The following is a 22,172-nucleotide window of genomic DNA, read 5'->3' on the forward strand; positions in this document are numbered from 1 at the left end:
AAGATGATCAACGTGTCCGACCAGCCCGCACCTCGGTCCCTCATCGTCACGCTCTACGGCGCGTACGGCCGCTTCGCGCCGGGCCCGGTGCCCGTCGCCGAACTGATCCGGCTGCTCGCCGCGGTCGGCGTCGACGCGCCGTCCGTGCGCTCCTCGGTGTCCCGGCTGAAACGACGCGGCCTGCTGCTGCCCGCCCGCACCCCGCAGGGCGCCGCCGGGTACGAACTGTCGGCGGAGGCACGGCAGTTGCTGGAGGACGGCGACCGGCGCATCTACGCCACCGCCCCGCCCGAGGACGAGGGCTGGGTGCTGGCGGTGTTCTCGGTGCCGGAGTCGGAGCGGCAGAAGCGGCACGTGCTGCGTTCCCGGCTGGCCGGCCTCGGCTTCGGCACGGCCGCCCCCGGCGTGTGGATCGCCCCGGCCCGGCTGTACGACGAGACCCGGCACACCCTGGAACGGCTGCGACTGGACGGCTACGTGGACTTCTTCCGCGGCGAGCACCTCGGTTTCGCGCCGACCGTCGAGGCCGTCGGCCGCTGGTGGGACCTGGCGGCCGTCGCCAAGGAGCACGAGGCGTTCCTCGACCGCCACGCGCACGTGCTGCGGGCCTGGGAGCGGCGCCCGGACACCCCCGCGGAGGAGGCGTACCGCGACTACCTGCTCGCCCTGGACGCCTGGCGTCATCTGCCCTACGCCGACCCCGGCCTGCCCGCCGGACTGCTCCCCGGTGACTGGCCGGGGACGCGCTCGGCGGCGGTGTTCCGGGGGCTGCACGACCGGCTGCGGGACGCGGGCGCCGCCTTCACGGGCCTGCTCCCGGACGCCTGAGCCGCCTCCGTCCTCAACTCTCCAGCTTCAGGCGCGGTTTGGGGGCGTCCGTACGGCCGGTCCGCGGTGGCCGGCTGCCCGCCAGGTACGGGGCCGGCCAGACGGCGCCCGGTCCGTCGTAGCCCTGTTCGGCGGCCGCGTGCAGGGTCCAGTGCGGGTCGTACAGGTGCGGGCGGGCCAGCGCGCACAGGTCCGCGCGCCCGGCCAGCAGCAGCGAGTTGACGTCGTCCCAGGAGGAGATGGCGCCGACCGCGATCACCGGGATCCGCGCCTCGTGCCGGATCCGGTCCGCGAACGGCGTCTGGTACGACCGGCCGTACTGCGGTGCCTCGTCGGCGACGACCTGCCCGGTGGAGACGTCGATCGCGTCGGCTCCGTGTGCGGCGAAGGCGCGGGCGATCTCGACGGCGTCCTCGGCCGTGGTCCCGCCGTCGGCCCAGTCGGTCGCGGATATCCGTACGGTCATGGGCCGTTCCTCCGGCCACACGGCCCGTACGGCGTCGAAGACCTCCAGCGGGAACCGCAGCCGCCGTTCCGGCGAGCCGCCGTAGGCGTCGGTGCGCCGGTTGGTCAGCGGGGAGAGGAATCCGGACAGCAGGTAGCCGTGGGCGCAGTGCAGTTCGAGGAGGTCGAAACCGGCCCGCGCGGCCCGCCCGGCCGCCGCCGCGAACTGATGCCTCAGATCCGTTAGTCGGGCCCGGCCGAGTTCCCGGGGCAGCTGGCTGCCCGGCTTGTACGGCAGCGGGGAGGCGGCCACGACGGGCCAGTTGCCCTCCGGCAGGGGCTCGTCCATGCCCTCCCACATCAGCCGGGTCGAGCCCTTGCGCCCGGAGTGGCCGAGCTGCACGCCGATCGCGGTGCCCGGCGCCCGCTCGTGCACGAAGCCGGTGATCCGCCGCCACGCCTCGGCCTGCCGTGCGGTGTAGAGGCCGGTGCAGCCGGGTGTGATGCGCCCCTCGGGCGACACGCACACCATCTCCGTCATGACCAGCCCGGCCCCGCCGAGGGCGCGGGCGCCGAGGTGGACGAGGTGGAGGTCGCCGGGGACGCCGTCGGCCGCGGAGTACAGGTCCATCGGGGAGACGACGACCCGGTTGCGCAGGGTCAGGCCGCGCAGCCGCAGCGGCGTGAACATCGGCGGGGTGCCGGGCGGGCAGCCGAACTCCCGCTCCACGCCGCCGGTGAAGCGTGCGTCGCGCAGCCGCAGGTTGTCGTGGGTGACGCGGCGGCTGCGGGTGAGCAGGTTGAAGGCGAACCGGCGCGGCGGCTGGTCGACGTACAGGGCGAGGTTCTCGAACCATTCCAGGCTGGCGCGGGCGGCACGCTGGGTGGAGGCGACGACCGGCTTGCGCTCCTCCTCGTAGGCGGTCAGCGCCGAGCGCAGGTCGGGCTGTTCCTCCAGGCAGGCCGTCAGCGCCAGGGCGTCCTCGACGGCGAGCTTGGTGCCGGAGCCGACGGAGAAGTGGGCGGTGTGGGCGGCGTCGCCCAGCAGCACCACGTTGTTGTGGGACCAGCGTTCGTTGACCACCGTGCGGAACGTGGTCCACGCCGAGTCGTTGGACCGCAGCGGCCTGCCGCCGAGCGCGTCCGCGAAGATCTCGGCGCAGCGTTCGACGGACTCCCGCGGGGTGGCCTGGTCGAACCCGGCCGCGTGCCACACCTCCTCGCGCATCTCGACGATGACGGTGGAGGCACCGGATGGGTTCCGCGGCCCGGAGGGCCCCGTTGCGGGGTGGTGGTCGGGAGACGGGCGGGCGTAGGGGTAGCCGTGCAGTTGCATCACGCCGTGCTCGGTCTCGGCGATCTCGAACCGGAAGGCGTCGAAGGGGAAGTCGACGGCCAGCCAGAGGTAGCGGCAGCGGTGGGTGGTGACCCGGGGGCGGAACACCTGGGCGTAGGTCTCGCGGGTGGCGCTGTGCACGCCGTCGGCGGCGACGACCAGGTCGTGGGTCCGCGCGAGGCGCGCCACGGGCGGGGCCTCGGTGTGGCGCAGGTCGACGCCGAGGGCGTGGCAGCGGGTGTGCAGGATCTCCAGGAGGCGTTTTCGGCCCAGGGCGGCGAAGCCGTGGCCTGTACAGGTGTGGCGGGTGTTTCTGTGGACGACGTCCACGTCGTCCCAGCGGACGAAGTTCCGCCGCAGGGCGTCGTGGACGGCGGGGTCGGCGTGCTCGATGCCGCCGAGGGTCTCGTCGGAGAGGACCACACCGAAGCCGAAGGTGCGGTCGGCGGGGGTGCGTTCCCAGAGGGTGACCCGGCGGTCGGGGGCGCGGCGTTTGAGCAGGGCGGCGGTGTAGAGGCCGCCCGGGCCGCCGCCGATGATCGCGATGCGCGAAGGACGGGCGGGCCCGTCGTCGGCGGGCCGCGCCGTCGTGACGGGTCGCGTCCCCGAGGACGGCGTGCTCAACGCCCCTGCCATTTCGGCGACCTCTTCTCCGTGAACGCCGCGTGGAACTCCGCGTAGTCCTCGCCGTTCATCAGGAGGGCCTGCGTCGCCGCGTCCAGTTCCACCGCCGCCGCCAGCGGCATGTCGAGTTCGGCCGTCAGCAGGGCCTTGGTCTGGGCGTACGCCAGTGCCGGGCCGTCGGCCAGGCGGCGGGCGAGGCGGTGGGCGGCCTCGTCGGCGTGGGCCTCCTGCGTCAGCTCGCTGACGAGGCCGATCCGCTCCGCCTCGGCGGCGCGGACCGGTTCGCCGAGCATGAGCAGGCGGGTCGCGTGGCCGAGGCCGACGACGCGGGGCAGGAGGTAGGCGGCACCCATGTCGCCACCGGAGAGGCCGACACGGGTGAAGAGGAACGCGAAGCGGGCGCTGGGGTCGGCGACGCGGAAGTCCGCGGCCAGGGCCAGCACCGCGCCCGCTCCGGCGGCCACCCCGTGCACGGCCGCGATCACCGGGAACGGGCACTCCCGTACCGCCCGGACGACCTGGCCGGTCATCCGGTTGAAGTCGAGCAGCTGGGCGGTGTCCAGGGCGAGGGTGGCACCGATGATCTCCTCGACGTCTCCGCCGGAGCAGAAGCCGCGCCCCTCGCCGGCCAGCACCAGGGCGCGCACGGAGCGCTCCCTGGACAGCTCGGCGAGCAGGTCGCGCAGGTCGGCGTAGGCGCCGAAGGTGAGCGCGTTGAGCTTCTCGGGGCGGGCGAGGGTGACGGTGGCGACGCCGTCGGCGCGGGTGACGCGCAGGTGGTGCCAGTCGGAGGTGCGGGCGGCGGAGCCGGTGAAGGGACTCATGAGGGCGGCCTCCTCGACGAGCGGTCACCCTCGAAGTTATCACCTGTATGTGACTGTCGTCAGGAGCGCGCGACAAGGCAGGCGGGTGTGCGACGGACGCGTCACCGCGCGAGGGGTCCGCGTCACCTGCGTCACCGGTCCTCGACAACGCGGTAACGACGGGATCAGGGGTGCGCCCGGGGCCGTTGTGCCGGGTAGGCCGACCGGCGACGGGACGGACGTCCGCCGTACGGCGGACGGTCCCGTACGGCGGCCGGTCCGGGCCTCCGGCGGAGGCCGCCGTACCATTCCTCGAATCGAAAGCAGGGACGCCTGATGCCGCACACGGGGACCTGCGCCATGAACGGACTCGCCTTGCACGAACGCCCCTCCTCCGCCGCGTCCTGGCGCATCGCGCTGCCGCACTCCGCCGCGGCCGTGCCGGTCGCGCGTGCCCTGGTCCGCACGGCGCTGGCGGAGCTGGAGCACGGGGCGGACAGCGACACGGCGGAGCTGCTGACCGCCGAGCTGGTGGCGAACGCCGTGGAGCACACCGCCGGGGACGACCCGATAGAGCTGGTGGTGCGGCTGCTGCCGACCGGCTGCCAGGTCGAGGTGCACGACCCCGACCCGGTGCCGCCCGGCGACCTGACCCGTCCGGCCCCCGGCCGGGAGCCCGACCCGTGGCAGGAACACGGGCGCGGGCTGCTGCTGATCCGCGCGCTCAGCTCGTCCTGCGGTCACCGGCCGACGGAGACCGGCAAGGCGGTGTGGTTCCGGCTGGCCGTCGTTCCGCCGCAGGGACGCCCGCGTCCCGTGTGAGCCGGGCCCCGTGGGGCCGGCGCCACCGCGGCCTCGCGGCCGGCGTCACCGCAGCCTCGCGGCCGGCGGCGCGGTAGCCCCTCGGGCCGGCGTCACGTAAGCCCCCTCGGGCCGACGTCGCCACGGGCCCGTGGCCGGGCCGGCATGGCCGCGGCCTCGCGGCCGGCGCACCGCCGCGGCCCTACCGGGCCAGCGTCGCCACCAGGACGGCCTTGATGGTGTGCAGCCGGTTCTCGGCCTCGTCGAAGACGACGGAGTGCGCGGACTCGAAGACCTCGTCGGTCACCTCCAGCGAGTCCAGACCGTGCCGGTCGTGGATCTCGCGGCCGACCTTGGTGCCGAGGTCGTGGAAGGCGGGCAGGCAGTGCAGGAACTTGACGTCCGGATTGCCGGTGGCGCGCAGGACGTCCATGGTCACGGCGTATGGGGCGAGGGCCTCGATCCGCTCGTCCCAGACCTCCTTGGGCTCCCCCATGGAGACCCACACGTCGGTGGCGACGAAGTCGGCGCCGCGCACGCCCTCGGCGAGCGACTCGGTGAGCGTGACGCGCGCGCCGCCGGCCTCGGCCAGTTCGCGGGCGCGGTCGACGACCTCCTGGGCGGGCCAGTAGGACTTGGGGGCGACGATGCGCACGTCCATGCCGAGCAGGGCGCCGGTGACCAGGTAGGAGTTGCCCATGTTGAAGCGGGCGTCGCCGAGGTAGGCGAGGGTGATCTCGTGCAGCGGCCGGTCGGTGTGCTCGGTCATGGTGAGCACGTCGGCGAGCATCTGGGTGGGGTGCCAGTCGTCGGTGAGGCCGTTGTAGACGGGCACGCCGGCGTACGCGGCCAGCTCCTCGACCTTGTCCTGGCTGTCGCCGCGGTACTGGATGCCGTCGTACATCCGGCCGAGCACGCGCGCGGTGTCCTTCACGGACTCCTTGTGGCCGATCTGCGAGCCGCTCGGGTCGAGGTACGTGGTGGAGGCGCCCTGGTCGGCGGCGGCGACCTCGAACGCGCAGCGGGTGCGCGTGGAGGTCTTCTCGAAGATCAGGGCGATGTTGCGGCCGGTGAGGTACCGCGTCTCGGTCCCGGCCTTCTTGGCGGCCTTCAGCTCGGCGGCCAGCTCGATCAGCCCGCGGAACTCCTCCTGGGTGAGATCCAGCTCCTTGAGGAGGTGGCGGCCGGCGAGGGCGGTCGGGACTGTCGCCATGGGGGCGCTCCAGAGGTGCGGTGAACAGGTTCCGCGGCAGGTTCGCTGACGCGTTCATTGACGGTCTCAATGACAGGGGATTGGAAGTCTATACGACGTTAGGCATTTATATACATCCCTGTCCCGCTCCCCATCGGCTTCCCGCGGACTTCCCACCGGGACCGCACCGGGACCACGCCGGGACCGCACCGGGAGCACGCCGGCCCGCACCGGCCCGCACGCCCTCGGCTACACCGGCCCCCGCTCCACCGGGCAGCTCATGCAGCGCGGCCCGCCCCTCCCCCGCCCCAGCTCGCTGCCCGGGATCTCTATGACCTCGATGCCCTGCTTGCGCAGATGGGTGTTGGTGGTGGCGTTGCGCTCGTAGGCGACGACGACGCCCGGCTCGACGGCCAGGACGTTGCAGCCGTCGTCCCACTGCTCGCGTTCGGCGGCGTGCACGTCCTGGGTGGCGGTGAGGACGCGGATCTCGCTGAGGCCGAGGGCGGCGGCGATCGCGCGGTGCATGTGCTCCGGCGGGTGGTCGGTGACCTTGAGCTCCTTCTCGCCGACGCCGGGCTCGATGGTGTACGAGCGGAGCATGCCGAGGCCGGCGTACTGGGTGAAGGTGTCGCCGTCGACCATCGTCATCACGGTGTCGAGGTGCATGAACGCGCGCCGCTTCGGCATGTCGAGGGCGACGATCGTGGCGGCCGAGCCCGCCGCGAACAGCTTGTGGGCGAGCATCTCGACGGCCTGCGGGGTGGTGCGCTCGCTCATGCCGATGAGGACGGCGCCGTTGCCGATGACGAGGACGTCCCCGCCCTCGATGGTGGAGGGGTAGTCGGCCTGCCCCTCGGACCAGAGGTGGAACTCCTCGGCACGGAAGAGGGGGTGGTGGCGGTAGATCGCCTCGAAGTGCACGGTCTCCCGACGGCGGGCCGGCCAGCGCATGGCGTTGATGGAGACGCCGTCGTAGATCCAGGCGGAGGTGTCACGGGTGAAGAGGTGGTTGGGGAGGGGACCGAGGAGGAAGTCGTCGAGCTCCATGACGTGGAAGCGCACGGAGGTCGGCTCGGGGTGCGCGTCGAGGAACTCCCGCTTAGTCATGCCGCCGACGAGGACCTCCGCCAGTGCGGGCGCGGGCAGGTTCTCGAAGGCCGCGCGGAGGTGGTCGGTGGCGAGCACCCCGTACTCCTTCTCGTCGAAGACCCGGTCCAGGACGAGCGCTCGGGCCGCCGGGATCTCCAGGGCCTCGGTGAGCAGGTCGCCGAAGAGGTGGACGTCGACGCCGCGGTCGCGCAGCACGTCCGCGAAGCCGTCGTGCTCGGCGCGCGCCCGCCGCACCCACAGCACGTCGTCGAAGAGGAGGGCGTCCTTGTTGCTGGGGGTGAGCCTTTTGAGCTCGAGATCGGGCCGGTGCAGGATGACGCGGCGCAGCCGCCCGGCCTCGGAGTCGACGTGGAATCCCATGCCTCCATCCTGACCACCGGGACCCGCCTTCACCCGCCCCCGGCCCGATTCCGTACCAGCTTGTTCTCGTCCTCTTGACGACAAGCGGATCTTCCATTTATCGTCCTGGTGACGAAAACAGTCCGACCGAGGGGGATCCCGTGGCCGACATCACCCGGCGCCTGGGGTGGCGCCACCTGCGGGGCGCTCCGACGGCGCACATCCGCCACCACCGCTCCGGCAGACTGGCGCACGACGGTACGGGGCTCAGCTTCTGGTTCCGCCCGCTGACCGCCGCGCTCTCCGAGGTCCCGGTGGACGACCGTGAACTGGCCATGACCTTCCACGCCCGTACGGCCGACTTCCAGGATGTGGCCGTCCAGGCGACCGTGACCTACCGGGTCGGCGACCCGGCGCTCGCCGCCGCCCGTCTCGACTTCTCGATCGACCCCGACACCGGGGCCTGGCGCGGCGCTCCCCTGGAGCAGCTCGGCACCCTGCTGACCGAGACGGCCCAGCAGCACGCGCTGGACGTGCTCGCCCGCACGCCGCTGTCGGCGGCGCTGGTCGACGGGGTGACGGCGGTGCGCGAGCGGGTCGCGGCCGGGCTCGCGGCGGAGCCCCGGCTGCCCGCCACCGGCATCGAGATCGTCGCCGTACGCGTGGTGGCGCTGCGGCCGGAACCCGAGGTGGAGCGGGCGCTGCGCACCCCGGCGCGCGAGCAGATCCAGCAGGAGGCCGACCGGGCGACGTACGAGCGGCGGGCGGTGGCCGTCGAGCGGGAGCGCACGATCGCCGAGAACGAACTCGCCAGCCGGATCGAACTCGCCCGGCGCGAGGAGCAGTTGGTCGACCAGCGCGGTACCAACGCGCGCCGCGGGGCCGAGGAGGACGCGGCGGCCGACAAGGTGCGCGCCGAGGCGGAGGCCGCCCGCCTGGTCCGGCTGGCGGAGGCGGAGGCGGCCCGTGCCGTGGCCCTCGGCGACGCGGAGGCGACCCGCTCGCTGCGGCTCGCCCGCGCGGAGGCGGAGGCGGCCCGTGAGGTGGGCGAGGCGCGGGCGCAGGCCCAGGCGGCCTGGCTCCGGGTGCACGCGGACGTCGACGTCGCCACCCTGCACGCCCTCACCGGCACCCGGCTCGCGGAGAACCTGCCGCACATCGACAGCCTGACCGTCTCGCCCGACGTGCTGACCGGGCTGCTGGCCAGGCTGGGAGCACCGCAGTGAGTCTCGCCCCGCGGGCCGTGCTGGTCCACCGCACCACGGAGTACGAGGAGTTGGTGGCCCGGCACGGCACGCACGGCCAGGCCGCCTTCTTCCTCTCCTCGCGGGGCCGGGACATCGAGGAGATCGCCGAACGCCACCGCGCCACCCGGCGCGCGCTGGCCCGGGTGACGGCGGCGATCCCCCTGACCTGGCGTCAGAGCCGGGTCGAACGGCGGGACCTGGACCGTTTCCTGTTCGCGCCCGAGGACGTGGTGATCGTGGTCGGCCAGGACGGGCTGGTGGCGAACGTCGCCAAGTACCTGTCGGGCCAGCCGGTCGTGGGCATCGACACGGACCCCGGCCGCAACCCGGGCGTCCTGGTCCGCCACCGGCCCGCCGACACCGAGGCGCTGCTGGCGGCCGGCACCGGGGGCGTCGAGGAACTGACCATGGTCGAGGCCGTCGCCGACGACACCCAACGGCTGGTGGCCCTGAACGAGATCTATCTCGGCGCGGCCGGCCACCAGACCGCCCGGTACCGCCTGGGCCTCGACGGCGACGGGGGTGTCGCCGAGGCCCAGGCCTCCTCCGGAGTGCTGGTCGGCACCGGTACGGGAGCCACCGGCTGGATCCGCTCGGTCCGGCAGCAGCGCGGCGGCGACGGCCCGCGCCCGCCGGGCCCGTCCGAACAGCGGCTGCTGTGGTTCGTCCGGGAGGCCTGGCCGTCCCCGGCCACCGGAACCTCCCTGGTCGCGGGCGAACTCACGGCCGGCGCCCGGCTGACCCTGACCGTCGAGTCGGAACGGCTGATCGCCTTCGGCGACGGCATCGAGAGCGACGCGGTGGAACTGACCTGGGGGCAGCGGGTGACGGTGGGCGTGTGCGAGGAGCGGCTGCGGCTGGTGCGCTGACACCCCCTCCTTCGCCGCCGCGGTCCGCCCTGCCCGTCGGCCCGGCGCCCCGCCGCGGTCCGCCCCACCCGTCGGCCCGGCGCCCCGCCGCGGTCCGCCCCACCCGTCGGCCCGGCACCCCGCCGCCCTTCGCCTCCGGCCCGGCCCGCGGGCCGCTTGGTCCCGGCCCGCACACCCGAACCGGCCCGCCACTTGGTCCCGGCCCGCGTGCCACACCCCGGCCTTCCCCGGGGGCCACCGGCGTCCGTGACGTCCCGGACCCCGCCGGACCAGGGCGTCGGGCTGTACGCGTGACTGCGGACCCCGTCCCTCCGGACCCTCGTTTCCAGCCCGCCCGTTGTTCGAGGACGTGGTCCGTCCGGGGCCGGTGCGGGGGTCCGGGGGCGCGGCCCCCGGGGCCGGGACGGGGAGGGGCGGCGGGGGCGAGAACCGCCCCCCGCCGCCCCCGCGCCTCACAGCCGGGGGTCCACCGGCTCCGACTCCAGGGCCAGCACGCCGAAGACCGCCTCGTGCACGCGCCACAGGGGCTCGCCCTCCGCCAGCCGGTCCAGGGCCTCCAGGCCGAGGGCGTACTCGCGGACCGCCAGGGAGCGCTTGTGGTTCAGGAAGCGCTGCCGCAGCCGGGCGAGGTTGTCGGGGCGGGTGTACTCCGGGCCGTAGATGATCCGCAGGTACTCGCGTCCCCGGCACTTGATGCCCGGCTGGACCAGGCGGCCCGCCCGGCTGCGCACCAGCGCCCCCAGCGGCTTGACGACCATGCCCTCACCGCCGCGCTCCGTCATCTCCAGCCACCAGTCGACGCCGGCCCGCACCGACTCGGGGTCGGCCGTGTCGACGTACAGGCGCCGGGTCGTCCGGAGCAGACCGGTGCCGTCGTGCTCCACCAGCCGGTCCAGCAGGGCCAGTTGTCCGTCGTGGGGCAGGGCGGCAAGGCTGCGCCCCTGGACGGCGAGGAGCTGGAACGGCGCCAGACGGACCCCGTCCAGACCGTCCGTGCTCCAGCAGTAGCGGCGGTACGCCTCGGTGAACGCGGCCGCGTCCGACGCGCGTTCGCGCTGCCGGGACAGCAGGTCCTCGACGTCGACCCCGCGCGCCGCCGCGCCCTCCAGGGCGGCCAGGGCGCCCGGGAAGACGGCGCCGGACGCGGCGCCGACCGCCGCGTACTGCGAGCGCAGCAGCCCGGCCGCCTTCAGCGACCACGGCATCAGCTCCGCGTCCAGCAGCAGCCAGTCCGTGTCGAGTTCGTCCCAGAGACCGGCCTCGCCGACCGCCGTGCGGACCCGGTCGAGGATCTTCTCGGTGACCGACTCGTCGTCGAAGAACGGGCGGCCGGTGCGGGTGTAGAGCGAGCCCGTGGGGCCTCCCCCGCTCCCGGCCGTGCTCGAGGGGGAGGTGCCCCCGACGCCGAAGCGCCTGCGCGCCGTCTCCGCGTCCCGGCACACCAGGACCACCGCCCGCGAACCCATGTGCTTCTCCTCGCACACGACCCGCGCCACACCGTCCTCGGCGTACTGCGCGAACGCCTCCGCCGGGTGCTCCAGGTACCCCTCGACGCGGCTGGTCGCCGTCGGCGCCATGGTGGGCGGCAGGTAGGGCAGCAGGCGCGGGTCGACGGCGAACCGGCTCATGACCTCCAGGGCCGCCGCTGCGTTCTCCTCGCGCACGGACACCCGTCCCGCGTGCCGGGTCTCGACCACCCGCCGGCCGTGCACGTCCTTCAGATCCAGCGGACGTCCGTCGTGCCCGCCCGGCGCCTCGGACCGCAACGGCTTCACCGGCTCGTACCAGACCCGCTCGGCCGGTACGTCGACCAGCTCCCGCTCCGGCCAGCGCAGCGCGGTCAGCCTGCCGCCGAACACGGCACCGGTGTCCAGGCAGATGGTGTTGTTGAGCCAGCTCGCCTCCGGGACCGGGGTGTGGCCGTAGACGACCGCGGCCCGGCCCCGGTAGTCCTCCGCCCACGGGTAGCGCACCGGCAGGCCGAACTCGTCGGTCTCGCCGGTGGTGTCGCCGTACAGGGCGTGCGAGCGGACCCGGCCCGAGGTGCGGCCGTGGTACTTCTCGGGCAGGCCGGCGTGGCACACCACCAGCCTGCCGCCGTCGAGGACGTAGTGGCTGACGAGCCCGTCGAGGAACTCCCGCACCTCGGCGCGGAACTCCTCGCTCTCGCGCTCCATCTGCTCGATGGTCTCGGCGAGGCCGTGAGTGGGCCGGACCCTGCGGCCGCGCAGGTGACGGCCGTACTTGTTCTCGTGGTTGCCGGGCACGCACAGCGCGTTGCCCGATTTGACCATCGCCATCACGCGGCGCAGCACGCCGGGGCTGTCGGGGCCGCGGTCGACGAGGTCGCCGACGAAGACGGCACGGCGGCCCTCCGGGTGCACGCCGTCGACGTAGCCGAGCTTGCCGAGCAGCGACTCCAGTTCGGCGGCGCAGCCGTGGATGTCGCCGACGATGTCGAAGGGGCCGGTGAGGTGGGTCAGGTCGTTGAAGCGCTTCTCGGTGACGACGGTGGCGTTCTCGACGTCCGCCACGCCCCGCAGGACGTGCACCTTGCGGAAGCCCTCGCGTTCCAGGTGCCGCAGCGAGCGGCGCAGTTCGCGGGTGTGGCGCTGGACGACCCGGCGGGGCATGTCGGCGCGGTCGGCACGGGCCGCGTTGCGTTCGGCGCACACCTCCTCCGGCACGTCCAGCACGATCGCGATGGGCAGCACGTCGTACTGCCGGGCCAGGTCGATCAGCCGGCGCCGGGCGTCCTGCTGCACGCTGGTCGCGTCGACGACCGTGCGCCGGCCCGCCGCGAGGCGCTTGCCGGCGATGTGGTGCAGGACGTCGAAGGCGTCCCGCGAGGCGCTCTGGTCGTTCTCGTCGTCGGCGACCAGGCCGCGGCAGAAGTCGGAGGAGAGGACCTCGGTGGGCTTGAAGTGCCGCCGGGCGAAGGTGGACTTGCCCGACCCGGACGCGCCGATCAGCACGACGAGGGAGAGGTCGGTGACGGGCAGGACGCGGCCCTGCCCGGTGGTCGCCCGTGTGTCGGTCATGCTGCCTTCGCCTCCTTCTCGTTCGTGGTCCGCAGGGTGAACACGGCCATCTGGGTCGGCGGTCCGACCTCGGGGTCCTCCGGTCCGACGGGCGTGAACTCCACGGCGTAGCCGTGCCGTTCGGCCACCGCGCCGGCCCAGGTGCGGAACTCCTCGCGGGTCCACTCGAAGCGGTGGTCGCCGTGCCGGACGTGGCCGGCCGGGAGGGTTTCCCAGCGGACGTTGTACTCGACGTTCGGGGTGGTCACGAGGACCGTGCGGGGGCGGGCCGAGCCGAACACCGCGTACTCCAGGGCGGGCAGCCGCGGCAGGTCGAGGTGCTCGACGACCTCGCTGAGCACGGCCGCGTCATAGCCCTTGAGCCGGGTGTCGGTGTAGGCGAGCGAGCCCTGCAGCAGCTGGACGCGGGAGGCCTGCCGCTCGCCCATCCGGTCCAGCTTCAGCCGCCGGGAGGCGATGGTCAGCGCGCGCATCGACACGTCGACGCCGACGATCTCCGTGAACCGCGGGTCCTTCAGCAGTGCCTGCACCAACTGGCCCTGTCCGCAGCCCAGGTCGAGGACCCGGGCGGCGCCGGACTCGCCCAGCGCGGCGATGATCGCGTCCCGGCGCTGCACGGCGAGCGGGGTCGGCTTCTCCTCCGCCTCCGCCTCCGCCTCGACGGCGTTGTCGATCTCCTCGACCGCGGTGTCGTCGGTCTCGGCGAGCCGCACCAGTTCCAGGCGTTCCATCGCCTGCCGGGTCAGCGACCAGCGGCGCGACAGGTAACGGCTGGTGATGAGCTTCTGCTCGGGGTGGCCGGGCAGCCAGCCCTCCCCGGCGCGCAGCAGCTTGTCGACCTCGTCGGGGGACACCCAGTAGTGCTTGGCGTCGTCGAGGACGGGCAGCAGGACGTACAGGTGCCGCAGGGCCTCGGCGAGGGTCAGCGCCTCGGACTCCAGCACGAGACGCACGTACCGCGAGTCGCCCCAGTCGGGGAACTCCGCGTCCAGCGCGACCGGTTCGGCGGTCACCGTCCAGCCGAGCGGCTCGAAGAGGCGCTGCACGAGGCCGGGGCCGCCGCGCGCGGGCAGCGCGGGCACCTCGACGCGCAAGGGCCTCGGCTGCGAGGGGAGTTCGGGCTTCGCCGCGCACACGCCCCGCATGGCGCTGGAGAAGACGCCGCTCAGCGCGACGGCGAGCAGCGAGGAGGCCGCGTACGGGCGGTCGTTGACGTACTGGGCGAGCGCCGCGTCGGGGGCGCCACCGCGGCCCTTGCCCTTGCCCCGGCGGACCAGCGCCACGGCGTCCACCTCCAGCAGCAGCGCCGCCGTGCAGCGTTCGGCCTCCGCCTCGGGGTAGAGGACGTGCGCCGTGCCGTACGAGGTCGAGAACGCCTGCGCGTTGTCGGGGTGCTTGTGCAGCAGGAAGCCCAGGTCGGTGGCGGGGCGTTCGGGGGTGCCGGTGGTGGTGATCGTCAGGAACACGGTGGTCGCCTCGAAAAGGTTCGGAAGGAGCGAAAGCGCTGGTGATGCGCCTGCACGCCTCTCCAACGTACAGAGGTCGGTGCACGGGCACCCGGGATTTCTCCGCGCTACTCCGCCGCCCGTTTCCACGGCCGGACACCGAGCTTTCCGGTGGTGCCGAGGTCGAGTCCGGGCGTCACGACGACCGGTGGGGCGCCCGCCCTGGCCCGGACCCGGACGTAAGGGACGTTCACCGGTGTGCCGAAGTCGGTGGTGTTGCGCCACACCAGACCCGCCCTCGCCGTCTCGCCCGGCTTCAGGGTGACGGGCTCGGGCGCCTCGTCGGGCCCGGCCCCGGTGGTGATCTCGCCGCTGCCCTCGAGGATCTCGACGCCGTCGACCGGCTCGTGGTCGTCGTCCAGCAGTTCCAGCAGCGGATAGCCGTGGACGGTGTAGTCGCGCGGTCCGCAGTTCTCCAGGTGCAGGCCCACCACGCGCAGGCCCATCGCCGCGTCGCCCTGGTCGGCGGTGACCCGGATCCCCGAGGACGGGCAGTCGCCCGCCTCGGCCGGCGCCTCGGCCGCGGGCACCTTGGTGACGTCGGCGACCTCGGCCCGCGTCACCCGCGAGGATCCCGGCACCATGACGCCCAGGGGGACGGTGCCGCGGACGGTCTTTCCGGGGCCGACCGCGCGCACGGTCTCGCGCTGGTTGCCCATGACCTCACCGGCGTCGTCGGTGAAGTCGACGAGGATCGTGTACGTCATCGCCTCGGAGCCCTGGTTGGTGACCTCGTAGGCGGCGGAGATGCCGGAGCCGGTGGGCAGCCGGTCGGCGGTGACCGACAGGCTGCGCCGGGGGGACGGGGAGGGCGACGGGACGGTCACCGAGGTGATCCGGACCCCGTCGATGCCCGGGTCGGTCATCCGGGCGCCGGGTAAGGGGGTGCCCGCACCGAGGCCGGTGCTCCCGGTGTCGGCGCGCTGCGTTCCGCACGCCGAGAGCAGCAGGACGGCGGCGAGGGCCGGGAGGAGGGGGGTGGGTCCGCGCATCCGGCCACCTCATCAGGGGGAGGCCCCGGCGAGTGTGATGGAGGCCATAATTCCGGTCACAGGGCTGTCACAGTGTCCGCCGTCGCCTTCCGGGCCTCGGACATCGTTGTCCGAGACCCGGGAGTCCGGGGTGCGGGTGCCCGCGCGCCGTCGCGGTCCGGGCGCCGGACATCGTTGTCCGAGACCCGGGAGTCCGGGGCGCGGGGCGCACGGCGTGCGGCGTGCGGCGTGCGGCGTGCGGCGTGCGCGGTACGCGACGTGTGCGTCCGGCTTGTGCGGCACGCGACGTGTGCGCACGGCGCCGGGAACACGCGAGGCGTGCGGCGTCGTTACGGCAGCTGCGACTGGACCTGGGCGGAGATCAGCTCCAGGTGGTCCAGGTCGTGCAGGTCGAGGACCTGGAGATAGAGGCGCGTGGAGCCGATCTCGGCGTAGCGTCCGATCTTCTCGACGACCTCGGCCGGGGTGCCCGCCAGGCCGTTCTCCTTCAGCTCGTCGACCTCGCGGCCGATCGCGGCGGCACGGCGGGCGACCTCCTGGTCGTCCTTGCCGACGCACACCACGAGGGCGTTGGAGTAGGTGATCGCGCCGGGTGCGCGCCCCGCCTTCTCCGCGGCGGCCCGGACCCGGCCGAACTGCCGCTCGGTGTCCTGGACCGAACTGAACGGCATGTTGAACTCGTCGGCGTAACGGGCGGCCAGCCGGGGCGTACGGGTCGCCCCGTGACCGCCGATGAGCACGGGGATCTTCGCCTGGGCGGGCTTGGGCAGCGCGGGCGAGTCCTTGAGCTGGTAGTACTCGCCCTGGAAGTCGAAGGTCCGGTCGGCGTCCGTCGCCCACAGGCCCGTGACGATCTCGAGCTGCTCCTCCAGGCGGCCGAACTTCTCCTTCGGGAACGGGATGCCGTACGCGGCGTGCTCCTCGGCGAACCAGCCGGCGCCCAGGCCGAGTTCGACGCGGCCGCCGGACATCTGGTCCACCTGGGCGACCTGGATGGCGAGGACGCCGGGCAGCCGGAAGGTGGCGGCGGTCATGAGCGTGCCGAGCCGGATGTGCCTGGTCTCCCGGGCGAGGCCGGCGAGGGTGATCCAGGCATCGGTGGGGCCGGGCAGGCCGTCCACGTCACCCATCTTCAGGTAGTGGTCGGAGCGGAAGAAGGCGTCGAAACCGAGGTCTTCGGTGGCCTTCGCCACCGTGAGGAGCGTGTCGTAGGTGGCGCCCTGCTGGGGCTCGGTGAAGATGCGGAGGTCCATACCTCCATCCTGCACGAGAAACCTCGTCGACCTCGGCAGCCCCTCCTGCACCGTCCGTCCCGTCCGCCCCGTCCGTCCCGTCCGAGGGTGGCATGAAGGGCCGGCACGTCAGGTGCACCGGCGGCGCCCGCCCCTTCGCGGGGTCACCCCTCCCGCAGCGCCCCTTCCCGTGCCGCCAGCTTGCGCAGCATCTCCAGGACCCGGTCCCTCGACTCGTCCGCAGCGTCGATGGCCTCCATGCACTGCCAGTACGTCCCCTCGTCGGCCGCCGAACTGGCGACGCCGACGAGGGCGATGCCGACCTCGCCGAGCAGGCCGCCCAGGCGGAGGAGGGTTTCGCGGGCGTCGTCCAGCTCGGTGAGCCGGGCGGCGAGCAGGTCACCCGGGTCGAGGTCCGGGGTGTCCAGCACCCCGCAGCCCCGGCCCGCCAGTTCGGTCAACCTCAGCGCCTCGCCCCGCAGTTCGGGTGGACCGGAGACCGCGAGGCGACTGCCGATCGCCTGGGCCAGGGCCTGCGCCTGCCACACCTCGGTCAGGGTCCGTCTCCCGCCGTCGCTGCCCGCGAGAGCCCGGCTGTTCGTCAGGATGAGCCGCACCGCGTCCATGGGGCGCCCCCGTCTGTCCCGACGTGCTCCGCGCACGTCCACGTCACCTCATCACTACCCAGAGTGAAGTGTGATGGGACGAAAAGCCAGAGGAAGACCGAAATCTGTGGACAACAAATCAGTGTCGGACTCCGAAGTGCTCACGAAGAGTGATAACGGAGGGCAGGGTTCCACTGGTCGGCCGGCCGGTCGGCCGGTGACCCCGGCGCCGTGACCGGCCCGCCCCGGCGTCCGCCCCGCCGCCTGCGCGGGGCCGGTCACGGCGCCGGAAATCTCCGCTCGTTGCGGTCGATCTTCGCGTCGAGTGCGGCCAGTGGATCGATGCCGAGCACCTCGCACAGTTGCAGCAGATACGCGAGGACGTCGGCGACCTCGTCCGTCACCCGGTGCGCGCTGTCCGGGTCGTCCATCACGCGCGCCGACTCCTCCGGCGTCAACCACTGGAAGATCTCCACCAGTTCGGAGGCCTCCACACTGAGCGCGGAGACGAGGTTCTTGGGGGTGTGGTAGGGCTGCCAGTTCCGGGCCGCCGCGAACTCGGCCAGCCTGCGCTGCAGCTTCGCCACGTCGAGATGTTCTGTCACGGCTCCAGGTGTACCACCGTCACTCCGGCGGTCCCCGCCGCCCAGCAGCCGTCCGGAACCCGTGCGGACGGGGCGCGCATCCGATGCGGAAGCCGCGCCGGCGCCGGGCGTCGGGCCTGCCCCGGTCCGGCAGGCAGGCGACCGGGTCCGCGAACGCCTCCCCGACCGCACACACGCCCGCCCGCGAGCCGGGCCGGCGCCTCGTACGCCCGCAGCGCGCTCGTCTTCGCACTGCCGCCAGGCCCGGCGAAGAGCGTGACCGGGCCCAGCGGATAAACGGCTCTCCGATGCCGGGCGAAGGCGGAGAGCCGCAGCTCGGTGGGGCCGGGCGGGAGGGGCGGGCCGCCGTCCCCGCCCGGCGCACCCGGCACCCGGCACCCGGCACCCGGCACCCGGCGCACACTTCCGCGCCCCGCTCCTCTCACGCTCTCGCACCCGGCGCCGGGCTCACACTCCCGCGTCCTCCATGAGTCCGCTCACCTCGGTGCCCGGCGGGGTCAGCAGGAAGACGTTGCGGTCGACCCGGTGCATGCCGCTGGCGAGGCCGAAGACCACGCCGGTGGAGAAGTCCAGGACCCGCTTGGCGACGTCGGTCTCCGCGCTGCTCAGATCGAGCAGCACCGGAATGCCGGCCATCAGGGTCTCGGCGACCTCGCGCGCGTCCGCGAAGACGCTGACCCGCAGGACGACGAAACGCCGCCGGGTCTCCGTCGCCGCGTCCGGCAGCGCGCGGTGGCCCACCGCCGACGGCCAGGCGTCCCGGCCGCGCAACGGAACGACCTGAGCGAGCCCTTCCCACTGTTCATCGGTGACGTCGTAACGGTTCACCGGCACCCCCCGAACTGACTCGCTTTCACTGCCTGCACCAGCCATTCTTACGCCAAGTCACCCGTTCAGCCCAACACCGACACGGGCCGCGACAGCAGCGGAAGCCGCCGAACCGCTTCCCGGCCGCCTCACGGCGCAGCCTTCACCTCCGCGAACACCTCGTTCACCGGCCCCGATCGCCTTCCCCTGCCACGTACTTGACGGGAATCACGCCGGTGGCACCGGCCCGGCGAAGCCGGCCGACCCCGTACGCCCTCCCCGGAACCATCCGGACGGCGACCGCCGCGCCGCCCCCTCCCGGCGCCCGTTCGCTTCTGCACCAGCCCCGGAACCCGCCGCGGTCACCTCGCGCACGACACGTTCACCCGTGACTCCTTGCGCACGCCATGACACGCACACCATGATCACGACACGACGCGACTCAGAATTGGATCAATTCCATTTCTTGAACCGTTCGTGTTTGTGGGGGTAGGTTGGTGTCCATGACCGCACCCGGGATCCCGTCCACGGCGGAGGAGCTGCGCGGTGCCGGCCTGCGGGTGACGGCCGCCCGTGTCGCGCTGCTCGACACCGTGCGCGAAGGCGACCACCTCGGGGTCGAGGCGATAGCCGCGGGCGTCCGTGACCGCGTGGGCCACATATCGCTGCAAGCCGTGTACGAGGCGCTGCACGCGCTCACCGCGGCCGGTCTCCTGCGGCGTCTCGAGCCGCCGGGCAGCCCCGCCCGGTTCGAGGGCCGTGTCGGGGACAACCACCACCACCTCGTGTGCCGCTCCTGCGGTGCCATCGCCGACGTCGACTGCGCGGTCGGCCACGCCCCCTGTCTGACCGCCTCCGACCACCGCGGCTTCTCCGTCGACGAGGCCGAGGTCATCTACTGGGGGCTCTGCCCCGACTGCTCCAGGGCCCCGTCGACCACCTGATCCACCGATGTACCGATGTACCACCGATGTACCGATCCACCCGATCCACTGATCCACGCGGCAGCCGAGCCCCGTGATCCACGCAGTTCGGAAGGAACCCCCCAATGACCGAGAACCACGACGCGATCGTCACGGAACCGAAGGCGGAGGAGGCCGGCGGCTGCCCGGTCGCGCACGGGCGCGCCCTGCACCCGACCCAGGGCGGCGGAAACCGCCAGTGGTGGCCGGAACGCCTCAATGTCAAGATCCTCGCCAAGAACCCGGCCGTGGCCAACCCGCTCGGTGAGGAGTTCGACTACGCCGAGGCGTTCAAGGCCCTCGACCTCGCGGCCGTGAAGCAGGACATCGCCGAGGTGCTGACGACCTCGCAGGACTGGTGGCCGGCCGACTTCGGCAACTACGGCCCGCTGATGATCCGGATGGCCTGGCACAGCGCCGGCACCTACCGCATCAGCGACGGCCGCGGCGGCGCCGGCGCCGGCCAGCAGCGCTTCGCCCCGCTCAACAGCTGGCCGGACAACGCCAACCTGGACAAGGCCCGCCGACTGCTGTGGCCGGTCAAGAAGAAGTACGGCCAGAGCCTCTCCTGGGCCGACCTGATGGTCCTCACCGGCAACGTGGCGCTGGAGCAGATGGGCTTCGAGACCTTCGGCTTCGGCGGCGGCCGCGAGGACGTCTGGGAGCCCGAGGAGGACGTGTACTGGGGTCCCGAGACCACCTGGCTCGACGACCGGCGCTACACCGGTGACCGCGAGCTGGAGAACCCGCTCGGCGCCGTCCAGATGGGCCTCATCTACGTCAACCCCGAGGGCCCGAACGGCAACCCGGACCCGCTGGCCGCGGCCCGCGACATCCGTGAGACGTTCCGCCGCATGGCCATGAACGACGAGGAGACCGTCGCGCTGATCGCCGGCGGCCACACCTTCGGCAAGACCCACGGCGCGGGCCCCGCCGACCACGTCGGCGACGACCCCGAGGCCGCCTCCCTCGCGGAACAGGGCCTCGGCTGGAAGAGCACCTACGGCACCGGCAAGGGCGGCGACACCATCACGTCCGGCCTCGAGGTCACCTGGACCGCCACGCCGACGCAGTGGAGCAACGGCTTCTTCAAGAACCTGTTCGAGTTCGAGTACGAGCTGACCGAGTCCCCGGCCGGCGCCAAGCAGTGGGTGGCCAAGGACGCCGAGGCCATCATCCCCGACGCCCACGACGCGTCGAAGAAGCACCTTCCGACCATGCTCACCACCGACCTGGCGCTGCGCTTCGACCCGGTCTACGAGCAGATCTCGCGCCGCTTCTACGAGAACCCCGACCAGTTCGCGGACGCCTTCGCCCGCGCCTGGTACAAGCTGACCCACCGCGACATGGGCCCGAAGTCGCTGTACCTCGGCCCGGAGGTCCCGGAGGAGACCCTGCTGTGGCAGGACCCGCTGCCGGAGCGGACGTACGAGCTGATCGACGCCGACGACATCGCCGGTCTGAAGGAGCAGATCCTCGCCTCGGGCCTGACGGTTTCGCAGCTGGTCTCCACCGCCTGGGCGTCGGCCTCGACGTTCCGCGGCAGCGACAAGCGCGGCGGCGCCAACGGCGCGCGCATCCGTCTGGAGCCGCAGCGCGGCTGGGAGGTCAACGACCCCGACCAGCTCGCGCTCGTGCTGCGCACCCTGGAGGGCGTCCAGCAGTCCTTCAACTCCGGCCGCACCGACGGCAAGCAGGTCTCTCTGGCCGACCTGATCGTGCTGGCCGGTACCGCCGCGGTCGAGCGGGCCGCGAAGGAGGGCGGCGTCGAGGTCGAGGTGCCGTTCACGCCGGGCCGGGTGGACGCGACCGAGGAGCACACCGACGCGGAGTCCTTCGCCGCGCTGGAGCCGACCGCCGACGGGTTCCGCAACTACGTCGGCAAGGGCAACCGGCTGCCGGCCGAGTACCTGCTGCTCGACAAGGCCAACCTGCTGACCCTGAGCGCCCCCGAGATGACCGTCCTGGTCGGCGGCCTGCGCGTGCTGGGCGCGAACCACCAGCAGTCGCAGCTCGGCGTCCTCACCACCACGCCCGGCGCCCTGACCAACGACTTCTTCGTCAACCTGCTCGACCTGGGCACGACGTGGAAGGCGACCTCCGAGGACCAGAGCACCTTCGAGGGCCGTGACGCCGCCACCGGCGAGGTCAAGTGGGCCGGCACCCGTGCCGACCTCGTCTTCGGCTCGAACTCCGAGCTGCGCGCGCTGGCGGAGGTCTACGCGAGCGACGACGCGAAGGAGAAGTTCGTCAAGGACTTCGTCGACGCCTGGGTCAAGGTCTCCGACCTGGACCGCTTCGACCTGGTCTGACCTTCCCGCACACCGGCCGGGCCGCTCCCCTCGGGGCGGCCCGGCCGTCCTCGTCCGCCCCGGGGCCGGGATCGAGCGGCACCGCCCCCGGTACGAGGCGGCGGATCCCCTCCGTGCCCTGATGTGCCGCGTGCGTGAGCAGCGACAGCACGCCGAGATCGTCCACCGGCGCCGCGGTCCGTGGCGGGGGCGCTCTGCGAGCCGGTCACGCTCGTCCCGGCTCCCACCGGACTGCGTGCGCACGACCGGGCGTCGGGGATCGTCTTCCGGACCGCTCCCGTCAGGCTCCCGTCAGGGCGAGCGGACGCCTCACCCGCTTCGCGACCCTTCGCCCGAGCATGGAGGGCCGCCGGTACGACCTGGTCGGACGCGACGCCGGCCGGTCCCCCGCGCCGAGCGCCGAACAGGAGCGGCACCTCGCCGCCCTGCGGCAGCCCTGGGCATCCGGCCCCGTCGGCTCCACGAACTCCACCGGCGCCGTGGACCGGTTGCTGAACGCGGGAGCCGCGGGCAGG

At 73.2% G+C, this 22,172-nt stretch carries 17 protein-coding genes and 1 pseudogene; 6 read left to right on the plus strand and 12 right to left on the minus strand.

The window, feature by feature from the left end:
• Positions 1-3 precede the first annotated feature (3 nt).
• Positions 4-828, plus strand: coding sequence for a PaaX family transcriptional regulator C-terminal domain-containing protein (locus ACIP5W_RS33440; RefSeq protein ID WP_401481443.1), 825 nt, complete (start codon positions 4-6; stop codon positions 826-828).
• Between the two features lie 13 nt (positions 829-841).
• Here the strand turns inward: ACIP5W_RS33440 and ACIP5W_RS33445 are convergent, their stop codons facing one another.
• On the minus strand, positions 842-3,244 hold the full coding sequence (locus ACIP5W_RS33445) for a bifunctional salicylyl-CoA 5-hydroxylase/oxidoreductase (RefSeq protein ID WP_401481445.1): 2,403 nt from the start codon (positions 3,242-3,244) through the stop codon (positions 842-844).
• Positions 3,229-4,056 (minus strand): enoyl-CoA hydratase family protein, encoded by an 828-nt coding sequence (locus ACIP5W_RS33450; protein ID WP_401481447.1) that lies wholly within the window; start codon positions 4,054-4,056, stop codon positions 3,229-3,231. The genes ACIP5W_RS33445 and ACIP5W_RS33450 overlap by 16 nt, the downstream gene beginning before the upstream one ends.
• Positions 4,057-4,395: 339 nt before the next feature.
• Between ACIP5W_RS33450 and ACIP5W_RS33455 the strand changes: the two genes are divergently transcribed.
• Positions 4,396-4,857: an ATP-binding protein gene (locus tag ACIP5W_RS33455; protein WP_401481449.1), complete on the plus strand. Its 462-nt coding sequence runs from the start codon at positions 4,396-4,398 to the stop codon at positions 4,855-4,857.
• A 181-nt stretch (positions 4,858-5,038) separates the two neighbouring features.
• Here ACIP5W_RS33455 and argF read toward each other — a convergent pair whose 3' ends face one another.
• Complete coding sequence (gene argF, locus ACIP5W_RS33460) at positions 5,039-6,049, minus strand: ornithine carbamoyltransferase (protein WP_401481451.1); 1,011 nt, start codon at positions 6,047-6,049, stop codon at positions 5,039-5,041.
• Positions 6,050-6,277: 228 nt separating this feature from the next.
• A complete protein-coding gene (locus ACIP5W_RS33465) occupies positions 6,278-7,501 on the minus strand; it encodes an arginine deiminase (protein WP_401481453.1) in 1,224 nt (407 codons plus the stop codon).
• Between the two features lie 140 nt (positions 7,502-7,641).
• On the opposite strand from ACIP5W_RS33465, the gene ACIP5W_RS33470 reads away from it, so the two are divergent.
• Both ACIP5W_RS33470 and ACIP5W_RS33475 read left to right on the plus strand, forming a co-directional pair.
• Positions 7,642-8,706, plus strand: coding sequence for an SPFH domain-containing protein (locus ACIP5W_RS33470; protein ID WP_401481455.1), 1,065 nt, complete (start codon positions 7,642-7,644; stop codon positions 8,704-8,706).
• The gene (locus ACIP5W_RS33475) at positions 8,703-9,596 is read left to right on the plus strand and encodes a hypothetical protein (RefSeq protein WP_401481457.1); all 894 of its coding nucleotides are present in this window, start codon (positions 8,703-8,705) and stop codon (positions 9,594-9,596) included. Before ACIP5W_RS33470 ends, ACIP5W_RS33475 begins: the two co-directional genes overlap by 4 nt.
• A gap of 452 nt (positions 9,597-10,048) precedes the next feature.
• Here ACIP5W_RS33475 and ACIP5W_RS33480 read toward each other — a convergent pair whose 3' ends face one another.
• The 8 genes and pseudogenes from ACIP5W_RS33480 to ACIP5W_RS33515 all read right to left on the minus strand — a co-directional run bounded on the left by ACIP5W_RS33480 (position 10,049) and on the right by ACIP5W_RS33515 (position 18,404).
• Positions 10,049-12,637 carry a polynucleotide kinase-phosphatase gene (locus ACIP5W_RS33480; protein WP_401481459.1) on the minus strand — a complete coding sequence of 863 codons (2,589 nt, stop codon included), beginning with the start codon at positions 12,635-12,637 and terminating at the stop codon, positions 10,049-10,051.
• Positions 12,634-14,103, minus strand: coding sequence for a 3' terminal RNA ribose 2'-O-methyltransferase Hen1 (locus tag ACIP5W_RS33485; protein ID WP_401481461.1), 1,470 nt, complete (start codon positions 14,101-14,103; stop codon positions 12,634-12,636). The genes ACIP5W_RS33480 and ACIP5W_RS33485 overlap by 4 nt, the downstream gene beginning before the upstream one ends.
• A 107-nt stretch (positions 14,104-14,210) precedes the next feature.
• The gene (locus tag ACIP5W_RS33490) at positions 14,211-15,134 is read right to left on the minus strand and encodes a DUF4232 domain-containing protein (protein WP_401481463.1); all 924 of its coding nucleotides are present in this window, start codon (positions 15,132-15,134) and stop codon (positions 14,211-14,213) included.
• Between the two features lie 329 nt (positions 15,135-15,463).
• Positions 15,464-16,387, minus strand: coding sequence for an LLM class F420-dependent oxidoreductase (locus ACIP5W_RS33495; RefSeq protein WP_401481465.1), 924 nt, complete (start codon positions 16,385-16,387; stop codon positions 15,464-15,466).
• Positions 16,388-16,530: 143 nt separating this feature from the next.
• Positions 16,531-16,992: a DUF6099 family protein gene (locus tag ACIP5W_RS33500; protein ID WP_401481508.1), complete on the minus strand. Its 462-nt coding sequence runs from the start codon at positions 16,990-16,992 to the stop codon at positions 16,531-16,533.
• Positions 16,993-17,249: 257 nt separating this feature from the next.
• Positions 17,250-17,576 (minus strand): nucleotide pyrophosphohydrolase, encoded by a 327-nt coding sequence (locus tag ACIP5W_RS33505; RefSeq protein ID WP_363090362.1) that lies wholly within the window; start codon positions 17,574-17,576, stop codon positions 17,250-17,252.
• 28 nt (positions 17,577-17,604) lie between these two features.
• Positions 17,605-17,947: pseudogene (locus ACIP5W_RS33510) on the minus strand (ATP-binding protein); the annotation flags it as partial.
• A gap of 76 nt (positions 17,948-18,023) precedes the next feature.
• Positions 18,024-18,404, minus strand: coding sequence for a cell division protein SepF (locus ACIP5W_RS33515; RefSeq protein WP_401481467.1), 381 nt, complete (start codon positions 18,402-18,404; stop codon positions 18,024-18,026).
• A 482-nt stretch (positions 18,405-18,886) separates the two neighbouring features.
• Here ACIP5W_RS33515 and ACIP5W_RS33520 point away from each other — a divergent pair, with 482 nt between their 5' ends.
• The gene (locus ACIP5W_RS33520; protein WP_401481468.1) at positions 18,887-19,327 is read left to right on the plus strand and encodes a Fur family transcriptional regulator; all 441 of its coding nucleotides are present in this window, start codon (positions 18,887-18,889) and stop codon (positions 19,325-19,327) included.
• Between the two features lie 104 nt (positions 19,328-19,431).
• Positions 19,432-21,657 carry a catalase/peroxidase HPI gene (gene katG, locus ACIP5W_RS33525; RefSeq protein WP_401481470.1) on the plus strand — a complete coding sequence of 742 codons (2,226 nt, stop codon included), beginning with the start codon at positions 19,432-19,434 and terminating at the stop codon, positions 21,655-21,657.
• Positions 21,658-22,172 lie beyond the last annotated feature (515 nt).

It is taken from the genome of Streptomyces sp. NPDC088766, from assembly GCF_044750845.1.
In the GTDB taxonomy this organism is placed as follows: domain Bacteria; phylum Actinomycetota; class Actinomycetes; order Streptomycetales; family Streptomycetaceae; genus Streptomyces.